General features: G+C 62.0%; 19 protein-coding genes. 10 read left to right on the plus strand and 9 right to left on the minus strand.

Going from position 1 to position 17,784, the window contains the following annotated elements; translation table 11 throughout:
- Window positions 1–21 precede the first annotated feature (21 nt).
- The 6 genes from ptsP to G7025_RS10775 form a co-directional block, all read right to left on the minus strand.
- Window positions 22–2,532, minus strand: coding sequence for a phosphoenolpyruvate--protein phosphotransferase (ptsP, locus tag G7025_RS10750; RefSeq protein WP_181078882.1), 2,511 nt, complete (start codon window positions 2,530–2,532; stop codon window positions 22–24).
- Between the two features lie 36 nt (window positions 2,533–2,568).
- Window positions 2,569–3,591 carry an SIS domain-containing protein gene (locus G7025_RS10755; protein WP_181078884.1) on the minus strand — a complete coding sequence of 341 codons (1,023 nt, stop codon included), beginning with the start codon at window positions 3,589–3,591 and terminating at the stop codon, window positions 2,569–2,571.
- The gene (gene nagA / locus G7025_RS10760; RefSeq protein ID WP_181078886.1) at window positions 3,572–4,678 is read right to left on the minus strand and encodes an N-acetylglucosamine-6-phosphate deacetylase; all 1,107 of its coding nucleotides are present in this window, start codon (window positions 4,676–4,678) and stop codon (window positions 3,572–3,574) included. The genes G7025_RS10755 and nagA overlap by 20 nt, the downstream gene beginning before the upstream one ends.
- A 9-nt stretch (window positions 4,679–4,687) precedes the next feature.
- The gene (locus tag G7025_RS10765; protein ID WP_181078888.1) at window positions 4,688–5,446 is read right to left on the minus strand and encodes a GntR family transcriptional regulator; all 759 of its coding nucleotides are present in this window, start codon (window positions 5,444–5,446) and stop codon (window positions 4,688–4,690) included.
- 260 nt (window positions 5,447–5,706) lie between these two features.
- Window positions 5,707–6,210 carry a L,D-transpeptidase family protein gene (locus G7025_RS10770; RefSeq protein WP_181078890.1) on the minus strand — a complete coding sequence of 168 codons (504 nt, stop codon included), beginning with the start codon at window positions 6,208–6,210 and terminating at the stop codon, window positions 5,707–5,709.
- Window positions 6,211–6,247: 37 nt separating this feature from the next.
- Window positions 6,248–6,796: an NUDIX hydrolase gene (locus G7025_RS10775; protein WP_181078891.1), complete on the minus strand. Its 549-nt coding sequence runs from the start codon at window positions 6,794–6,796 to the stop codon at window positions 6,248–6,250.
- A gap of 146 nt (window positions 6,797–6,942) precedes the next feature.
- Here G7025_RS10775 and G7025_RS10780 point away from each other — a divergent pair, with 146 nt between their 5' ends.
- The 5 genes from G7025_RS10780 to purT all read left to right on the plus strand — a co-directional run bounded on the left by G7025_RS10780 (window position 6,943) and on the right by purT (window position 10,122).
- Complete coding sequence (locus G7025_RS10780; RefSeq protein WP_181078893.1) at window positions 6,943–7,545, plus strand: CoA pyrophosphatase; 603 nt, start codon at window positions 6,943–6,945, stop codon at window positions 7,543–7,545.
- Between the two features lie 35 nt (window positions 7,546–7,580).
- On the plus strand, window positions 7,581–8,105 hold the full coding sequence (locus G7025_RS10785; RefSeq protein WP_181078895.1) for a gamma carbonic anhydrase family protein: 525 nt from the start codon (window positions 7,581–7,583) through the stop codon (window positions 8,103–8,105).
- Window positions 8,102–8,317: a DUF1289 domain-containing protein gene (locus tag G7025_RS10790; RefSeq protein WP_181078897.1), complete on the plus strand. Its 216-nt coding sequence runs from the start codon at window positions 8,102–8,104 to the stop codon at window positions 8,315–8,317. Before G7025_RS10785 ends, G7025_RS10790 begins: the two co-directional genes overlap by 4 nt.
- A gap of 86 nt (window positions 8,318–8,403) precedes the next feature.
- A complete protein-coding gene (locus tag G7025_RS10795) occupies window positions 8,404–8,871 on the plus strand; it encodes a VUT family protein (RefSeq protein ID WP_181078899.1) in 468 nt (155 codons plus the stop codon).
- Between the two features lie 69 nt (window positions 8,872–8,940).
- On the plus strand, window positions 8,941–10,122 hold the full coding sequence (gene purT / locus G7025_RS10800; protein WP_181078901.1) for a formate-dependent phosphoribosylglycinamide formyltransferase: 1,182 nt from the start codon (window positions 8,941–8,943) through the stop codon (window positions 10,120–10,122).
- 211 nt (window positions 10,123–10,333) lie between these two features.
- Here purT and G7025_RS10805 read toward each other — a convergent pair whose 3' ends face one another.
- The 3 genes from G7025_RS10805 to G7025_RS10815 form a co-directional block, all read right to left on the minus strand.
- A complete protein-coding gene (locus G7025_RS10805; protein WP_181078903.1) occupies window positions 10,334–11,644 on the minus strand; it encodes an MFS transporter in 1,311 nt (436 codons plus the stop codon).
- Between the two features lie 214 nt (window positions 11,645–11,858).
- A complete protein-coding gene (locus tag G7025_RS10810; protein WP_181078905.1) occupies window positions 11,859–13,097 on the minus strand; it encodes a transporter associated domain-containing protein in 1,239 nt (412 codons plus the stop codon).
- Window positions 13,098–13,109: 12 nt separating this feature from the next.
- On the minus strand, window positions 13,110–13,922 hold the full coding sequence (locus G7025_RS10815; RefSeq protein ID WP_370694737.1) for a cytochrome C assembly family protein: 813 nt from the start codon (window positions 13,920–13,922) through the stop codon (window positions 13,110–13,112).
- A 233-nt stretch (window positions 13,923–14,155) separates the two neighbouring features.
- On the opposite strand from G7025_RS10815, the gene ffh reads away from it, so the two are divergent.
- The 5 genes from ffh (at window position 14,156) to rplS (ending at window position 17,727) form a co-directional block, all read left to right on the plus strand.
- Window positions 14,156–15,532, plus strand: coding sequence for a signal recognition particle protein (ffh, locus tag G7025_RS10820; protein WP_003175900.1), 1,377 nt, complete (start codon window positions 14,156–14,158; stop codon window positions 15,530–15,532).
- A 250-nt stretch (window positions 15,533–15,782) separates the two neighbouring features.
- On the plus strand, window positions 15,783–16,034 hold the full coding sequence (rpsP, locus tag G7025_RS10825) for a 30S ribosomal protein S16 (protein WP_003238923.1): 252 nt from the start codon (window positions 15,783–15,785) through the stop codon (window positions 16,032–16,034).
- 5 nt (window positions 16,035–16,039) lie between these two features.
- On the plus strand, window positions 16,040–16,576 hold the full coding sequence (rimM, locus tag G7025_RS10830) for a ribosome maturation factor RimM (protein ID WP_003175898.1): 537 nt from the start codon (window positions 16,040–16,042) through the stop codon (window positions 16,574–16,576).
- The gene (gene trmD / locus G7025_RS10835) at window positions 16,558–17,331 is read left to right on the plus strand and encodes a tRNA (guanosine(37)-N1)-methyltransferase TrmD (RefSeq protein WP_181078909.1); all 774 of its coding nucleotides are present in this window, start codon (window positions 16,558–16,560) and stop codon (window positions 17,329–17,331) included. Before rimM ends, trmD begins: the two co-directional genes overlap by 19 nt.
- Window positions 17,332–17,376: 45 nt before the next feature.
- A complete protein-coding gene (gene rplS, locus G7025_RS10840; protein ID WP_003175895.1) occupies window positions 17,377–17,727 on the plus strand; it encodes a 50S ribosomal protein L19 in 351 nt (116 codons plus the stop codon).
- The last annotated feature ends 57 nt before the right edge of the window (window positions 17,728–17,784 follow it).

Below are 17,784 nucleotides of genomic sequence, written 5' to 3' on the forward strand. Positions count from 1 at the left end.
TCTCCTTTTTTCTTGTTGTTGTCAGCTCAGCGGCCAGTGGTGTTGACAGGCGTGGCGAACGGCTTTGGCGCTGCTCAGGTCGAGCAGCCCTTGGCTCAATTGCCGGCATTGCGCCGCGTCCAGGTGGCGGACGCGGTCCTTGATTTCGCCGATCTGCAGCGGGCTCACCGACAGTTCGCGTACGCCCAGGCCAACCAGTACCGGCGTGGCCAGCGGATCGGAGGCGAGGGCACCGCACACACCGACCCAACGCTCGTGTTTTGCCGCGCCGGCGCAGGTCTGGGCGATCAGCCGCAGCAGTGCCGGGTGCAAGGCATCGACCCGTGCGGCGAGGCCGGCGTGGTCGCGGTCCATGGCCAGGGTGTACTGGGACAGGTCATTGGTGCCGATCGAGAGGAAATCCGCATGCTCGGCCAGTTGCTCGGCCATCAGCGCGGCGGCGGGCACTTCGATCATCACCCCGAGTTCAGGGCGCTGGGTCAGTTCCAGCTCCGCGCACAGCTCATCCAGGCGCTGGCGGACCTGCAGCAGCTCGTCCACCTCACTGACCATCGGCAACAGGATCCGACAACGCGCCAACGGGCGCACTTGCAGCAGCGCACGCAGTTGCTGGTCGAGCAGTTCCGGCCGGACCTGGGCCATGCGAATGCCGCGCAGGCCCAGCACCGGGTTGGCCTCGACGGGCAGTGGCAGGTAATCGAGCTGCTTGTCGCCACCCACGTCGATGGTGCGGATGATCACCGACTTGTCGCCCATGGCATCCAATACCGCTTGATAGGCTTGGCGCTGCTCCTGTTCATCCGGCGCGGTGCGGCGGTCGACGAACAGGAACTCGGTGCGCAGCAGGCCGACGCCATCGGCACCGTTTTCAAACGCCACCTGGGTTTCGGCACTGGAGGCCACATTGGCGGCCACCTCAATGCTCACATCGTCGAGGGTGCGCGCGGGCTGTCGAGCCTGGGCCTGTTGCTGTTGACGCCGCAGTTGCTGCGCGTCGCGAATCTGGTGCACCTGGGCGTGGCGCGCCTCGCTGGGCGCCAGTTCCAGGCGGCCGTTGGCGGCGTCGAGCACCACGCGCTGGCCCTGGGGCACGTCGAGCACGTCGGCGCCCAGCGCGACCACACAGGGAAGGCCTTTAGCGCGCGCCAGGATCGCGACATGGGACGTGGCCCCGCCTGCTGCCATGCAGATGCCCACCGCTTGCTGCGCACTCAGTTGCAACAAGTCCGAAGGCGTCAACTCGTGCGCGCTGACAATCGAACCGGCCGGCAATTCGACGTGCCAGGCCTCGCCCAGCAATGCGCGCAGCACGCGTTGCTGCAGGTCGCGCAGGTCGTTGGCACGTTCGGCAAACAAGGGTTTACCCAGTGCGAGCAACACCGTGCATTGGGCCTGGGTGGCATCGCGCCAGGCATGAGTGGCGGCGCTGCCGTGTTCGATGGCGGCGGTGGCGGCTTCGATCAGGGCAGGGTCTTCCAGCAGGGCGAGGTGGGCGGCGAAGATCTCTTCTTCCTCGACATGCTGGCGCTGGCGAGCGTGGTCCAGGGTGGTGCGGATTTCACTGCGCACTTGCTCCAGGGCGGCGTCCAGGCGTTGCCGTTGGTCGTCGACCGCGTGTGTGCCGATATCCGCCGGCAGTTCGATGCCGGCGAGGCGGAACAACGGCCCGCACGCCAGGCCGGGCGCGGCGCACACGCCCTGCAGCACGTTGGCTTCGTTGCTGGCCCGACGTGGTGGCGCCGCTACAGGTGCGACGTGTTGTGCTGTGACCGGGACTGACAAGGCGGCAATCAATGCCTGCAACGCCGCTTCGCCGTCCGTACCACGGCAGCTGACCCGCACTTCATCACCCTCGCCGATCCCCAAGCCCATCAAGCCGACCAGGCTGTCGCACGGCGCCGATTTATCGCCGTAATGCAAGCGTGCCTGGCTGCTGAAACCCAGTGCGGTTTTGCGGATCAGCGCCGCAGGGCGCGCATGCAGACCGCCCCGATGGGTGATACGCACGCTGGCGCTGGCTTCAGCGCTCACGTTATCCACAGCGGTTTCATCACCGACGGTCGAGCGAGCGAGTACCCGCATCAGCGGCTCGCCGACCTTGACCGTTTTACGCGCCAGAGGCTGCAGCTCGAACTGTTCGCCATTGGTCAGGATGATCAGGCTGACCAAACTTTTGCACCGGCGCGCAAGGCGATCCAGATCAAACTGCACCAGCGCCTGGCCGTTTGTCACTCGCGCGCCGTCCTTGACCAGCAACGCAAAGCCTTCGCCGTTCAGTTCCACGGTATCGATGCCCACATGCATGAGCAGTTCGGCACCGTTGTCGGCGCGGATCGTCAGCGCGTGGCCGGTGCGCGCGACATGAATGATCACCCCGTCACAGGGCGCATGCAGGCAGTCGTTCAACGGGTCGATGGCAATGCCGTCGCCCATGGCGTGGCTCGCGAACACCTCGTCGGGGACCTGGCCCAGGGTCAGCACGGGGCCGCTCAGGGGCGCGCTGAGTGTGAGTTCTTTATTGTTGTTGGACATGGGCACGGTACTCATCAGGAAAACACGGCAATCGACTCAGTGAGTGCGAGTGACTTTGCTCAGGTGGCGCGGCTGGTCCGGGTCCATGCCGCGCGCCACGGCCAGGCCGGCGGCCATCACGTAGAAGCTCTGGATCGCCAGGATCGGGTCCAGGCTCGGGTGTTCGGCGCGGCTCAGGGTCAGGTCGCGTTCGGCGATATCGTCCGGCGCGGCCAGCAATACACGGGCGCCGCGTTGGCGCATGTCGGCGGCCAGCGTCAGCAGGCCGGCCTGTTCGGCGCCGCGCGGGGCGAACACCAGCAATGGGTAATTTTCGTCGATCAACGCCATCGGCCCGTGGCGCACTTCGGCGCTGCTGAAAGCTTCGGCCTGGATTGCCGAGGTTTCCTTGAGTTTGAGCGCGGCTTCCTGGGCGACGGCAAAACCGGCACCACGGCCGATCACCATCAAGCGCTGACTGTCGCGCAGGGCCTCGACGGCTTGGTGCCAATCCTGTCCGGCGGCGTCGCGCAGGCCCTCGGGCAACGCCTGGCAGGCTTGCAGCAAGTCTGCTTCCTGGTTCCAGTGCCCCACCAATAGGGCGCTGGCACTGAGGGTGGCGATAAAACTTTTGGTGGCGGCCACGCTCAGCTCCGGCCCGGCGCACAGCGGTACGTGGCATTCGCACGCGGCTTGCAGCGGTGACGCTTCAGCGTTGACCAACGAGATGCTCAACGCACCGCGCTTGCGCAGCAGGCGCAGGCTGTCCACCAGGTCCGGACTTTGGCCGGACTGCGAGAACCCGAACGCTACCTGGCCGCTGACCTTCAACGGCGCTTGCAGCAACGTGACCACCGACATCGGCAACGACGCCACCGGAATCCCCACATGCTGCATGGCCAGGTAGGCGAAGTAGCTGGCGGCGTGGTCCGAACTGCCACGGGCGATGGTCATCGCCACCTGCGGCGGCTGGCGGCGCAAGCGGCCGGCGATTTCTTCCAGCGGCGGGCCCAGGCGTTGCAGTTGCGCGGCGACCGCGTCAGCGGAGGCGAGGGCCTCTTCAAGCATTTTTGAAGTCAACGGTGTCTCCTTCGACCATTACGTCAGTGAGGTGCAGGGAGCGGTCCAGGCGCACGCAGTCGGCATAGCTGCCGGGTTGCAGGCGGCCGCGTTCTTCCAGGCCCAGGTAGTCCGCCGGAAATTGCGACAGGCGTTGAGAGGCTTCGCTGATGGGCAGGCCGATCTTCACCAGGTTGCGCAGCGCCTGGTCCATGGTCAGCGTGCTGCCCGCCAGGGTGCCGTCGGCCAGGCGCACGCCGCCCAGGCATTTGGTCACGGTGTGGCTGCCCAGCTTGTATTCGCCGTCGGGCATGCCGGCGGCGGCGGTGGAGTCGGTGACGCAGTACAGGCATGGGATCGAGCGCAACGCCACACGGATGGCGCCTGGGTGCACATGAAGCAGGTCCGGGATCAGCTCGGCGTACTTGGCATGGGCCAGTGCGGCGCCGACGATCCCGGGCTCGCGGTGATGCAGCGGGCTCATAGCGTTGTACAAGTGGGTGAAACTGGTGGCACCAGCGGCGAGGGCGGCGACGCCTTCTTCATAGCTGCCCAGGGTATGGCCGATCTGCATGCGTACGCCGCGTTCGCTGAGGGCGCGGATCAACGCATCGTGGCCGGCGATTTCCGGTGCGATGGTGATCACTCGGATCGGCGCCAGGCGCAGATAGGCCTCGACTTCCTCCATCAAGGCGGTGTGGGCGAAATTAGGTTGGGCGCCGAGTTTTCCCGGATTGATGTAGGGCCCTTCCAGGTGCACGCCGAGTACACGTGCGCAGCCGGCGGGGCGCTGCTCGCAGAAAGTGCCGAGCTGGCCCAGTACGCGGGAGATCTCGTCCACCGGCGCGGTCATGGTGGTGGCCAGCAGCGACGTGGTGCCGAAGCGCACATGGGTGCGGGTGATCGTCTGGAAGGCGCAGGTGCCTTGCATGATGTCCTTGCCGCCACCGCCGTGCACATGCAGGTCGATAAAGCCCGGTAGCAGGTAGGGCAGATCGTTGTCGGCCGGGTCGCAGGGCGTGCCTTCAATGGCGGTCACCTTGCCATGTGCATGCGCCAGGCGGCCACGAATCCAACCGTCGGGCGTGAGGATATTGTCTTCGGACATGGCAGTTCTCTAAGGCCGCAGCTCGGCGGCAAAGTCGTATCTGCGCAGCTCCGCTACGAAGTCGTAGTAGTCGTTGCGGCAGTAGGTGTCGGTGATTTCTATCGGTGTGTTGTCGGCGGTGTAACCCACGCGGGTCATCAGCAACATGGCGGTGCCTGGAGCGATGCCCACCAGCGCGGCGAATTCGTCCGAGGCGTTGATCGCCTGAATGTGCTGCAGCGCGCGCATGATGGGTTTGCCGATGCTTTCCAGGTACTCGTAGAGCGAGTTGCCGATGGCTTGCGGCTGTGGAAGAACCGAGGCAGGCATTGTGGTCATTTCAATTGCCATCACCGTGTCGTCAGCCTTGCGCAGCCGCTTGAGGCGCGCCACTTTGTCGGTGGGCGACAAGGCCAGGCGGATCAGCTCTTCGTGGGTTGGCTGGGTGATGTCGCGCTCCAGCCATTGGGAGCTGGGCACAAAGCCCTTGAGACGCAACATCTCGCTGAACCCCGAGAGGCGCGACAGCGGCTGTTCCAGGCGTGGCGTGATAAAGGTCCCGGAGCCTTGGCTGCGGCGGATCAGGCCTTGGGCAAACAGCACCTCGAGTGCCTTGCGGGCCGTGACCCGCGAGATGTTCAACTGGTCACTGAGTGCCCGTTCCGAGGGCAACGCCTGTTCGGATTTCCACTCGCCGGCATGGATCGCGGCTTCCAGCTTACGCGCCAATTGCAGATACAGCGGCGTGGATTGTTTGTCGTCGGGGCGCAGGGCCAGGATGGGATTCATCTGTCAGGTTTCCGATGCGTTATTGGAGTGTTGTCGCCCGGTAATGGCCGAAAACTAATACCACTTAAATACCATGTCAATGCCACCAGAACAGTGCGTACAGGGCTGTCAGGGCTCTGTTCAGGTGCCTGGTTTCAAGTGGTATTAGAGAGGTCTTCCGCGCGTGCATAACGGCGTAGCCGGCGCGGTGAACTGGTATTCACCGGCGGGCATTGTCGGGGGAGGTTTTTTTTTCGAATTATTTTACGAGTGGTCGACGATTACGGCCGGATCTCGATCAGCGTGCCATCCTTGACCAGGTTCCAGACTTCGCGCATGTCCACATTGCGCATACCGATGCAGCCGTCGGTCCAGTCCAGGGTGTGGAACCACTGTTCCGGGTAGTCCTCGGTGTCGGGGGTGCCGTGGATCATGATCATGCTGCCGGGCTTGACGCCTTCGCGGCGTGCGCGTGCGGCATCGCTGATATTAGGGTAGGAGATGTGCATGGCCAGGTTGAAGCGCTCACTGGTCTTGCGCCAGTCGATCCAATACAGGCCTTCGGGTGTGCGGCGATCGCCTTCGATCAGCTTGGGGCCTTTGGGGTTCTTGCCCAGGGAGATGCGATAGGTCTTGAGCGGCTTGCCGTCGTTGATCAGTTGCAACTGATGGGCGGACTTGAGTACCAGGACTTTCTCGACCGGCTTGCCGCCCAGGGTTTCCAGGGTGGAGGCTGACGACAACGCGGCGAACGACAGGCAGAGCAAAGCAAGCAACCAACGCATTGAAACGATTTCCCTTTGAAGGCCGTCTGCCGGTTTGTTATTGGGCGGGCTTGGCGAGTGGCGGCACCGATTCGCTGCGTACCGGGTAGGCCTGTTGCCTGCGGTCAGCGAAGAAGCATTCTAAGGTACGCCCGACCGTGCGGAAAGCCAGCTCGGACCAAGGGATGTCGGCTTCGGCGAACAGCTTCACTTCCAGGCTCTCGGCACCTGCGGCGAAGTCGAGGTCGATCAGCTCGGCGCGGTAGAAAATATGCACCTGGCTGATGTGCGGCACGTTGATCAACGTGTAGAGGCTCAAGTTGCGCACGCGGGCACAGGCTTCTTCCAGGGTTTCGCGCATGGCGGCCTGTTCCACCGTTTCGCCGTTTTCCATGAAGCCGGCCGGCAGGGTCCAGTAACCCAGGCGCGGCTCGATGGCGCGGCGGCACAACAGCACGTGGTCGCCCCACACCGGCACGGTGCCGGCGACGATATTGGGGTTCTGATAATGAATGGTCGAGCAGTGATCGCACACATAGCGAAGGCGCGCGTCGCCATCGGGAATGCGTTGGGTCACCGGTTTACCGCACTGGCTGCAGAATTTCATGCTGGGGTTCCTGGAGAGTGCGTCCATCTTGGCTTGGGGCCAGGCGTTCCTGCAAGTTGTCGTTTAGCGACACCGCTCCGGTTTGGGCTTGGGCGCCCGCGCGCTTTGGTGCATGATGCCAGGTAGCCAACAGATCGAGATGACTCATGCTGGACGAGCTACTTCGCCGGGTAAGCAATCACACGCCGCATACGCTGGAGACTGACGGGCGTTTCCCTGAAGCGGCGGTGCTGGTGCCGATCACCCGCAGTGACGAACCTGAGCTGATCCTGACCCTGCGCGCCAGCGGCCTGTCGACCCACGGTGGCGAAGTGGCCTTTCCCGGTGGGCGCCGTGACCCCGAAGACCCGGACCTGATCTTCACCGCCCTGCGCGAAGCTGAGGAAGAAATCGGCCTGGCACCGGGCCTGGTGGAAATTATCGGCCCCCTGAGTCCACTGATCTCACTGCATGGCATTCGTGTCACGCCTTATGTCGGTGTCATCCCCGACTACGTCGAGTACCTGGCCAACGATGCCGAGATTGCCGCTGTCTTCAGCGTACCCTTGGATTTTTTCCGACAGGACCCGCGCGAACATACCCACAGGATCGACTACCAAGGCCGTAGTTGGTATGTGCCCAGCTATCGTTATGGCGAGTACAAAATCTGGGGGTTGACGGCAATCATGATCGTCGAGCTGATCAACGTGCTCTATGACGACGCGCAGATCAGCCTGCACAATCCACCCAAGAGCTTTATTAATCGCTAAGCCATCGAACGAATGGCCCGCCGTGAGGAATAACCATGAAATACCGCCTGGGCGAAGCCCACGTCGAGACGCATCCCAGCAGTTGGGTCGCGCCCAATGCCACGCTGGTGGGCAAGGTCAAGCTGGAGGAGGGCGCCAACGTCTGGTTCAACGCGGTATTGCGCGGCGACAACGAACTGATCCTGATCGGCAGGAACAGCAACGTGCAGGACGGCAGCGTGATGCACACCGACATGGGCTACCCGCTGACCCTGGGTACCGGCGTTACCATCGGCCATAACGCGATGTTGCATGGCTGCACCGTTGGCGATTACAGCCTGATCGGCATCAATGCCGTGGTGCTCAACGGCGCGAAGATCGGCAAGCATTGCATTATCGGCGCCAATTCGCTGATTGGCGAAGGCAAGGAGATCCCCGATGGTTCACTGGTGATGGGCTCGCCGGGCAAAGTGGTGCGTGAATTGACCGAGGCGCAGAAGAGGATGCTCGAGGCCAGTGCCGCGCACTATGTACACAATTCGCAGCGTTATGCCCGTGATCTGGCTGAGCAGGAAGAATGAGTGCAGTTGAACGACCTGTTGCATCGCCCTGCGTGAGCATTTGCGCGCTGGATGATGATGACATCTGTACCGGCTGCCAGCGCACCGTGGATGAAATCACACGCTGGAGTCGCATGGATAATGCCGAGCGTCGGGTAGTGTTGGGGTTGTGCCATGAGCGGGCCTTGGCGAGTGGGTGGGTGTTTATGGCTTCTGGTAAATCCGGCGCCTGAACCATTGCCCCCGATAAGGCCCCCCAGACGACATATGTCTTAATGTGAAGTACCCTGTGCCCCTTATACACAGGGCCCATCCCGCCATGCTCTTCCTGATCGCCTACATCAGCAGCGTCGTGCTGATCAACTTCGCCTTCTCCACCGCCCCGCACCTGGATGTGATCTGGTCCGCCTGGGGTGGCCTGGTGTTTATCCTGCGCGACATGGTGCAAACCCGCTTCGGCCACGGTGCGATCATTGCCATGCTGGCGGCGCTGGTGCTGTCGTATATCACCTCCGACCCGTCCATCGCCCTGGCCAGCGCCACGGCGTTCGCGGTGTCCGAGTGCATCGACTGGCTGGTGTTCAGCATCACCAAGCGCCCGTTGCACGACCGCCTGTGGATAAGTTCGGCGCTGAGCATTCCCCTCGATACGTTTATCTTCTTCGGCCTGATCGGCGCGCTGACCCCGATGGTGGCAGGCACCGCGCTCGTGTCGAAATTCGCCGGGGTCACGGCGGTGTGGCTGATCATGGCCTGGCGCCTGCGCAAACGGGCTGTCGCCAACTGAGGCCAATTTTTACAGTTCATGTAAAATGCCGGCCTTTCTCCCCATGATCCGCTCCCCTGAGGACCTGAGATGACCCGAATCGGAACTCCATTGTCGCCGACCGCGACCCGCGTTTTGCTGTGTGGCTGCGGTGAGCTGGGCAAGGAAGTGGTAATCGAACTGCAACGCCTGGGCGTTGAAGTGATTGCCGTGGATCGTTACGCCAATGCGCCGGCCATGCAGGTGGCCCATCGCAGCCATGTGATCAACATGCTCGACGGCGCCGCCCTGCGTGCGGTGATCGAAGCGGAAAAACCGCACTTCATCGTGCCGGAAATCGAAGCCATCGCCACCGCCACCCTGGTGGAACTGGAGGCCGAAGGCTTCACCGTGATCCCGACCGCGCGCGCCACGTCGCTGACCATGAACCGTGAAGGCATCCGTCGCCTGGCCGCGGAAGAACTGGACCTGCCGACCTCGCCGTACCACTTCGCCGACACCTTCGAAGACTACAGCAAGGCCGTCCATGACCTGGGCTTCCCGTGCGTGGTCAAGCCGGTGATGAGTTCGTCGGGCAAGGGCCAGAGCCTGCTGCGCAGCGCCGACGACGTGCAGAAGGCCTGGGACTACGCTCAGGAGGGCGGGCGTGCCGGCAAGGGCCGGGTGATCATTGAGGGCTTTATCGATTTCGACTATGAAATCACCCTGCTGACCGTGCGCCACATCGGCGGCACCACGTTCTGCGCGCCGGTCGGCCATCGCCAGGAAAAGGGCGACTATCAGGAATCCTGGCAGCCACAGGCCATGAGCCCGATTGCCCTGGCCGAATCCGAGCGCGTGGCCAAGGCCGTGACCGAGGCCTTGGGCGGGCGTGGCCTGTTCGGCGTGGAGCTGTTCATCAAAGGCGATCAGGTGTGGTTCAGCGAAGTGTCGCCGCGCCCGCATGACACCGGCCTGGTGACCCTGATTTCCCAGGACCTGTCGCAGTTCGCCCTGCATGCACGCGCGATTCTCGGGCTGCCGATCCCGCTGATCCGCCAGTTCGGGCCTTCGGCGTCGGCGGTGATCCTGGTGGAAGGGCAGTCGACCCAGACCGCGTTCGCCAACCTCGGCGCCGCGTTGAGCGAGCCGGACACGGCGTTGCGTCTGTTTGGTAAGCCTGAAGTGAACGGCCAGCGCCGCATGGGCGTGGCGTTGGCGCGGGATGAGTCGATTGAAGCGGCTCGGGCCAAGGCTACCCGTGCTTCTAAAGCGGTTGTCGTAGAACTCTAAAAGCATCGGGGGCAAGCCCCCTCCCACATTTGACTGTATTCACAAATCAAAGTGGGAGGGGGCTTGCCCCCGATAGCGGCCCATCACGCCACCTTGACGCACATCGTTCCCACGCTCTGCGTGGGAATGTCTCTTGTGACGCTCTGCGTCACGCTGGGACGCGGAGCGTCCTGGGCTGCATTCCCACGCGGAGCGCGGGAACGATCAGGTTTCAGGCCACCCTGTTCAAATCGTTATCCCGCGTCTCCTTCAGGCACAGCACGGCGATCAAGCTGAGCAACGCTGCCGCCGACACATACCCACCCACATAACTCAGCCCGCCCATCGCCACCAGCTTGGTCGCGAAGAATGGCGCGGCCGATGCGCCAACGATGCCGCCCAGGTTATACGCCGCCGAAGCTCCGGTATAACGCACGCGGGTCGGGAACAGCTCCGGCAACAGCGCACCCATCGGGGCGAAGGTCACGCCCATCAGGAACAGTTCCAGCGCCAGGAACAGCGCCACGGCCCAGGTGGAACCATGGGTCAGCAGCGGCTCCATGGTGAAACCGGACAGAATCGCCAGGATCGCACCGACGATCAGCACGGGTTTACGCCCGTAACGGTCGCTGGCCAATGCGGCGATGGGCGTGGCCAATCCCATGAACAGCACCGCAAAGCACAGCAGGCCAAGGAAGGTTTCGCGGCTGTAGCCCAAGGTTGAAACGCCGTAGCTCAGGGAAAACGCCGTGGTGATATAGAACAGTGCATAACACACCACCATCGACGCGGCGCCCAGCAACACCGGCAGCCAATGCTGGCTGAACAGTTCTACCAGCGGCACCTTCACCGGTGCTTCCTTGGCCACCGCCTTGGCGAACACCGGGGTTTCATGCAGCTTCAGACGCGCATACAGGCCGATCATCACCAGCGCGGCGCTGAGGATGAACGGAATGCGCCAGCCCCAACTGCGGAACTGTTCGTCGTTCAGGCTCATGGCCAGGATCAGGAACAAGCCATTGGCCGCCAGAAAGCCGATCGAAGGCCCCAGTTGCGGGAACATGCCGAACCAGGCCCGTTTGCCCTTGGGCGCATTCTCGGTCGCCAGCAGCGCCGCGCCACCCCATTCCCCGCCAAGGCCCAGGCCCTGGCCGAAACGCAGCACACACAACAGGATCGGCGCCCAGGCGCCAATGCTGTCGTAGCCGGGCAGCAAACCAATCAGCGTGGTACAGACGCCCATCAGCAACAACGACGCCACCAGTGTCGACTTGCGGCCAATGCGGTCGCCGAAATGGCCAAACAGCGCAGAGCCCAGCGGGCGGGCGATAAAGGCGATACCGAAGGTGAGGAACGACGCCAGCATCTGCGCGGTGCCGGAGCTCTGCGGGAAGAACACCGGGCCGATCACCAATGCCGCGGCGGTGGCGTAGATATAGAAATCGTAGAACTCGATGGCGGTGCCGACGATGCTCGCGGTCGCAACCCGCGCGGTCGAGTTGCTCGGGGCGGCGGTTGCGGCCTCGTTATAGGTGGTGCTCATGGTGGTATCCCTGACGGTCGTTGCGCGTTTTGGACGCGGATTATTATTGGTCGAACACCCATGGATCAGGGTTGCACGCGGTCGGGCGAAGCTTGGGTAAGCCGCAGGGATTATAGGAAGGGGTCTGGAATTACAACAAGAGCCGACACACCGCAAATCTAAATGTGGGAGCTGGCAAGATCCTCCCACATCGCAGCTGTTTGCTGTCAGGTGCTTACGCGGCGACCGGTACCCGGCTGGTATGCCAGATCAGCACCTTGGCCACCCGGTTATCCTCGGTCTCGAGGATTTCCAGACGATAGCGGCCGATTTTCAGGCATACCGCGCAGTCAGGAATGGTTTCCAGCGCCTCGGTCACCAGACCGTTGAGGGTCTTGGGGCCGTCGCTGGGCAAGTGCCAGCTCAGGCTCTTGTTCAGTTCACGAATAGAAGCGGCGCCGTCGATGATATAGCGACCGTCCGGCTGGGCCTGGATGTGCGGGTTGTCCATGCCTTGCTCGCTTTCGAATTCGCCGACGATTTCTTCGAGAATATCTTCCAGCGTGACAATCCCCAGCACTTCACCGTATTCGTCCACCACCATGCCCAGGCGGCGCTGTTGCTTGTGGAAGTTCAGCAGCTGCAATTGCAGCGGCGTGCTTTCCGGCACGAAGTAGGGTTCGTGGCAGGCCGCGAGCAAGGCTTCCTTGGTCAGGCTGGCGTCGGGCAGCAGGTGCTGGATCTGGCGCGTGTTCAATACAGCCTGCACTTGGTTGATATCGCTGTGGAACACCGGCAGGCGCGTGCGCTTGGATGTACGCAGTTGTTCGATGATCTCTTCGACGGTGTCATCCAGGTTAATGCCGTCGACCTCGCTGCGCGGCACCAGGATGTCATTGACCGTGATGTTGTCCAGCGCGTGTATGCCGGGCATGCCGTGGGAGCGGCCTTCGTCCGCCTCAGGCGCGGGTTCGTCGTCGTGATCGGGCAACGGCTCATCGCTGTTTTTCACCGTGCCGGTCTTGCGCGCGAAAGGGCGCAGCAGCAGCAGGCTGATGCCATTGAGCAGCCAGGCCAACGGATAAACGATTTTCAGGGGCACGCCCAACAGCGTATTGCCAAAGCCGAGTACAGCCTGGGGATAGCGGGTGGCCAGGGCGCGGGGCAGGTAGTCGGCCAGCACCAGCAGGGTCGCGCAGGACACCAGCCAGCCCAGCCAGGGGCCGTTTTCCGCCCAGGCATGGATCGCCGGCAAGGTGCACAGGATCACCACCACGCCACGGCACAGCGTATTGCAGAGGATCAGACTGTTGCGCGGGAAATTCAGCCGGGCAGCGGCCTTGTCGCCCTGGCGCGTGCCGGGGCGCAGCGCCAGCAAGTGCTGCTGGGCGGCTTCAATGGCGGTAAACAGCCCGGCCCATAACACCAGCAGGGCGATTACCGCGAGCATCGGCCCCAGGGGCAAATTGTCCATGATCGCTGCCCGTCAGATATGCAGGATGTATTCGCGAACCAGCTTGCTGCCGAAATAGGCCAGCATCAGCAGGCAGAAGCCGGCCAGGGTCCAGCGGATCGCCTTGTGTCCGCGCCAGCCGAGGCGGTTACGGCCCCACAGCAGTACGCTGAACACCACCCACGCCAGGCATGCCAGCAGGGTTTTGTGCACCAGATGCTGGGCGAACAGGTTCTCGACGAATACCCAGCCGGATATCAACGACAGCGACAGCAGGGTCCAGCCGGCCCACAGGAAGCCGAACAGCAGGCTCTCCATGGTCTGCAGCGGCGGGAAGTTCTTGATCAGGCCCAGCGGGTGTTTGTGCTTGAGCTGGTGGTCCTGCAGCAGCAGGAGCAGGGACTGGAATACCGCGATGGTAAACATGCCGTACGCGAGGATCGACAGCAGGATGTGGGCGAGCATGCCCGGCTCTTCGTCGATGACCTGCACGGTGCCGGTAGGGGCGAACTGTGCCAGCAGTACGGTGAGCATGCCCAGCGGGAATAACAGGACCAGCAGGTTTTCCACCGGGATGCGGGAGCAGGCGAGCAGCGTCAGGGCAATCACCGCGGCGGCGATCAGGCTGGCGGCGCTGAAAAAATCCAGGGCCAGGCCGACCGGCGTCAACAGGTGGGTGAACAGGCTCGCGGCGTGTGCCAGCAGGGCGAGGACGCCCAGGCCGACCAGCAGGCGCTTGTCGGCCTTGGCGCATTGGGCCAGGCGAGTGCCCTGGTAGAGGGTCGCAGCGGCGTACAGCAGGGCGGCGGCGAGACTGGGTAGCAAACTGGGTGGCAAAGGGAGCATAAATCCTGATAGGCAAGCCCGAAAGGCGCTGAGTTTGGCACACACCTGCGCTCCACGAAAGACTCCCGGGCCAGACAGCGGGTGTGCATGGACGCAGTCTTCGCTATAATCCGCGACCTGCCCACGCCGCAGGCTCGCCGAGCGCTGTTTTTAACAGCGATTTACCACAGCCTGGGCCGCCATTACCTCGGTCTACAACGCACTTCGTTGAATAGGGCCTGAAAGGATCGCGCATGTTTGAAAACTTGACTGACCGTCTCTCGCAGACGCTGCGCCACGTTACCGGCAAGGCCAAGCTGACCGAGGACAATATTAAAGACACCCTGCGCGAAGTGCGCATGGCGCTGCTGGAAGCCGACGTTGCCTTGCCTGTGGTCAAGGACTTCGTCAACTCGGTCAAGGAGCGAGCGGTCGGCACTGAAGTGTCCCGCAGCCTGACGCCGGGCCAGGCATTCGTGAAGATCGTCCAGGCCGAACTCGAAAGCCTGATGGGTGCGGCCAACGAAGACCTGAACCTCAGCGCCGTGCCACCGGCCGTCGTGCTGATGGCCGGTCTGCAGGGTGCGGGCAAGACCACCACCGCCGGCAAGCTGGCGCGCTTCCTCAAAGAGCGCAAGAAGAAATCGGTAATGGTCGTGTCGGCCGACGTCTACCGTCCGGCGGCCATCAAGCAGTTGGAAATGCTTGCGGGCGAAGTGGGGGTGACCTTTTTTCCGTCGGACCTGAGCCAGAAGCCGGTCGACATCGCCAACGCGGCTATTAAAGAAGCACGCCTGAAATTCATCGACGTGGTCATCGTCGATACCGCCGGTCGCCTGCACATCGATGAAGAGATGATGGGCGAGATCAAGGCGCTGCATGCCGCGATCAATCCGGTTGAGACCCTGTTCGTGGTCGATGCCATGACCGGCCAGGATGCGGCCAACACCGCCAAGGCCTTCGGCGACGCGCTGCCCCTGACCGGTGTGATCCTGACCAAGGTCGACGGTGACGCCCGTGGCGGTGCCGCGCTGTCGGTGCGCGCCATCACCGGCAAGCCGATCAAGTTCATCGGTATGGGCGAAAAGAGCGAAGCGCTCGAACCGTTCCACCCTGAGCGTATCGCCTCGCGCATCCTCGGCATGGGCGACGTACTCAGCTTGATCGAGCAGGCCGAAGCCACTCTCGACAAGGACAAGGCCGACAAGCTCGCCAAGAAGCTGAAGAAGGGCAAGGGCTTCGATCTCGAAGACTTCCGCGACCAGCTGCAGCAAATGAAGAACATGGGCGGCCTCGGCGGCCTGATGGACAAGCTGCCGAACATCGGCGGTGTGAACCTGGCCCAAATGGGCAACGCCCAGGGCGCGGCCGAAAAGCAATTCAAGCAGATGGAAGCCATCATCAATTCCATGACCCCGGCCGAGCGCCGTGACCCTGAGCTGATCAGCGGTTCGCGCAAACGTCGGATCGCCATGGGTTCCGGCACCCAGGTGCAGGACATCGGCCGCTTGATCAAGCAACACAAGCAGATGCAGAAAATGATGAAGAAATTCTCCGCCAAGGGTGGAATGGCCAAGATGATGCGCGGCATGGGCGGTATGTTGCCCGGCGGCGGCATGCCCAAGATGTAAAGAATTCGAGCAAGGGCTTGCTCTTGCTCCGACCCACAGGGATGTGGGATCTCCAGCAAACCCGCCGTTGGCGGGCGCTGACCTGCCGTTTTAAGCGACGGCTCTCCAGCAGATCTGAGTGTCACGGCCATAGGCGCCGGAAAAAGACATTTGCAAAAGTCGGGATATTCCTTAGAATATGCGGCCTTTCGGGCACCTATGCCCGCTGTGCATTTAGATTTGCAGCACCGACTACAGGAACGATGTTCACATGCTAACAATCCGTCTTGCCCTTGGCGGCTCCAAAAAGCGCCCGTTTTACCACTTGACCGTAACTGACAGCCGCAACCCACGTGACGGCTCTCACAAGGAACAAGTTGGCTTCTTCAACCCGATCGCTCGTGGTCAAGAAGTCCGCCTGTCCGTGAACCAAGAGCGCGTAGCCTACTGGCTGAGCGTTGGTGCACAGCCTTCTGAGCGTGTTGCCAAGTTGTTGAAGGACTCGGCTAAGGCCGCAGCCTGAGCAATATGAACGCGACGCCAGCGGTTGCTGATGATTTGATCGTTATCGGCAAGATCTACTCTGTTCATGGCGTTCGCGGCGAAGTGAAGGTGTATTCCTTTACTGATCCGACTGAAAACCTGTTGCAGTACAAAACCTGGACGCTCAAGCGCGAAGGCAGCGTGAAACAGGTCGAGCTGGTCAGTGGACGCGGGAGCGATAAGTTCCTGGTCGCAAAGCTCAAGGGTCTTGATGATCGTGAAGAAGCTCGTCTTCTGGCCGGTTATGAGATCTGCGTGCCGCGCAACCTGTTCCCTGAATTGACCGACGGCGAGTACTACTGGTACCAGCTGGAAGGTCTGAAGGTTATTGATCAACTGGGGCAACTGCTCGGGAAAATCGATCATCTTCTGGAAACCGGCGCCAATGATGTAATGGTGGTCAAGCCTTGCGCTGGCAGCCTGGATGATCGCGAACGCCTGTTGCCCTATACCGAGCAATGCGTGTTGGCCGTCGACCTGGCAGCGGGCGAGATGAAGGTGGAATGGGACGCGGACTTCTAAGCGTGGCTAATTTGCGCATTGAAGTGATCAGTTTGTTTCCCGAGATGTTTTCCGCCATCAGCGAGTACGGCATCACCAGTCGGGCGGTGAAACAGGGGCTGCTGCAGCTCACCTGTTGGAACCCGCGAGACTACACGACGGATCGACATCACACTGTGGACGATCGCCCATTTGGCGGTGGCCCGGGCATGGTGATGAAGATCAAGCCCCTGGAAGATGCGTTGGTTCGGGCCAAGGCAGCCGCCGGGGAGAAGGCGAAGGTGATTTACCTGTCCCCTCAAGGCCGTCAGCTGAAACAGGCGGCGGTACGCGAACTGGCGAATGAGGACGCACTGATCCTGATTGCCGGTCGCTATGAAGGCATTGACGAGCGTTTTATTGAAGCTCATGTCGATGAAGAGTGGTCGATTGGGGACTATGTCCTGTCTGGTGGCGAGCTGCCGGCGATGGTCCTGATAGATGCGGTTACACGACTGCTGCCTGGAGCTTTAGGGCATGCGGACTCTGCGGAGGAAGATTCCTTCACGGATGGTTTGCTGGATTGCCCGCACTACACCCGTCCGGAGGTGTATGCGGATCAGCGTGTTCCCGACGTATTGCTAAGTGGCAATCACGCACACATCCGGCGTTGGCGTTTACAGCAGTCCCTTGGTCGGACCTATGAACGACGCGCCGATCTTCTGGAAAGCCGCTCGCTTTCTGGAGAAGAGAAGAAGCTGCTCGAGGAATACATCCTCGCGCGGGACGATAGTTAACAACGTATCGATGGTAGGTCCAATGACTTACCTTAGGAGCACAGCATGACTAACAAAATCATCCTTGCACTCGAAGCAGAGCAGATGACCAAAGAGATCCCTACCTTTGCCCCGGGCGACACCATTGTCGTTCAGGTGAAAGTGAAGGAAGGCGACCGTTCGCGTCTGCAAGCGTTCGAAGGCGTGGTAATCGCCAAGCGTAACCGTGGTGTGAACAGTGCTTTCACTGTTCGTAAAATCTCCAACGGTGTTGGCGTAGAGCGTACTTTCCAGACCTACAGCCCGCAGATCGACAGCATGGCCGTTAAGCGTCGCGGTGACGTACGTAAAGCCAAGCTGTACTACCTGCGTGACCTGTCCGGTAAAGCAGCTCGCATCAAGGAAAAACTGGCTTAAGCCCAGCTTCCGATGCAGAAAAAAGCAGCCTACGGGCTGCTTTTTTGTGCCCGCGAT

The sequence above is a fragment of the Pseudomonas lurida genome, from assembly GCF_013522705.1.
GTDB lineage: Bacteria > Pseudomonadota > Gammaproteobacteria > Pseudomonadales > Pseudomonadaceae > Aquipseudomonas > Aquipseudomonas quebecensis.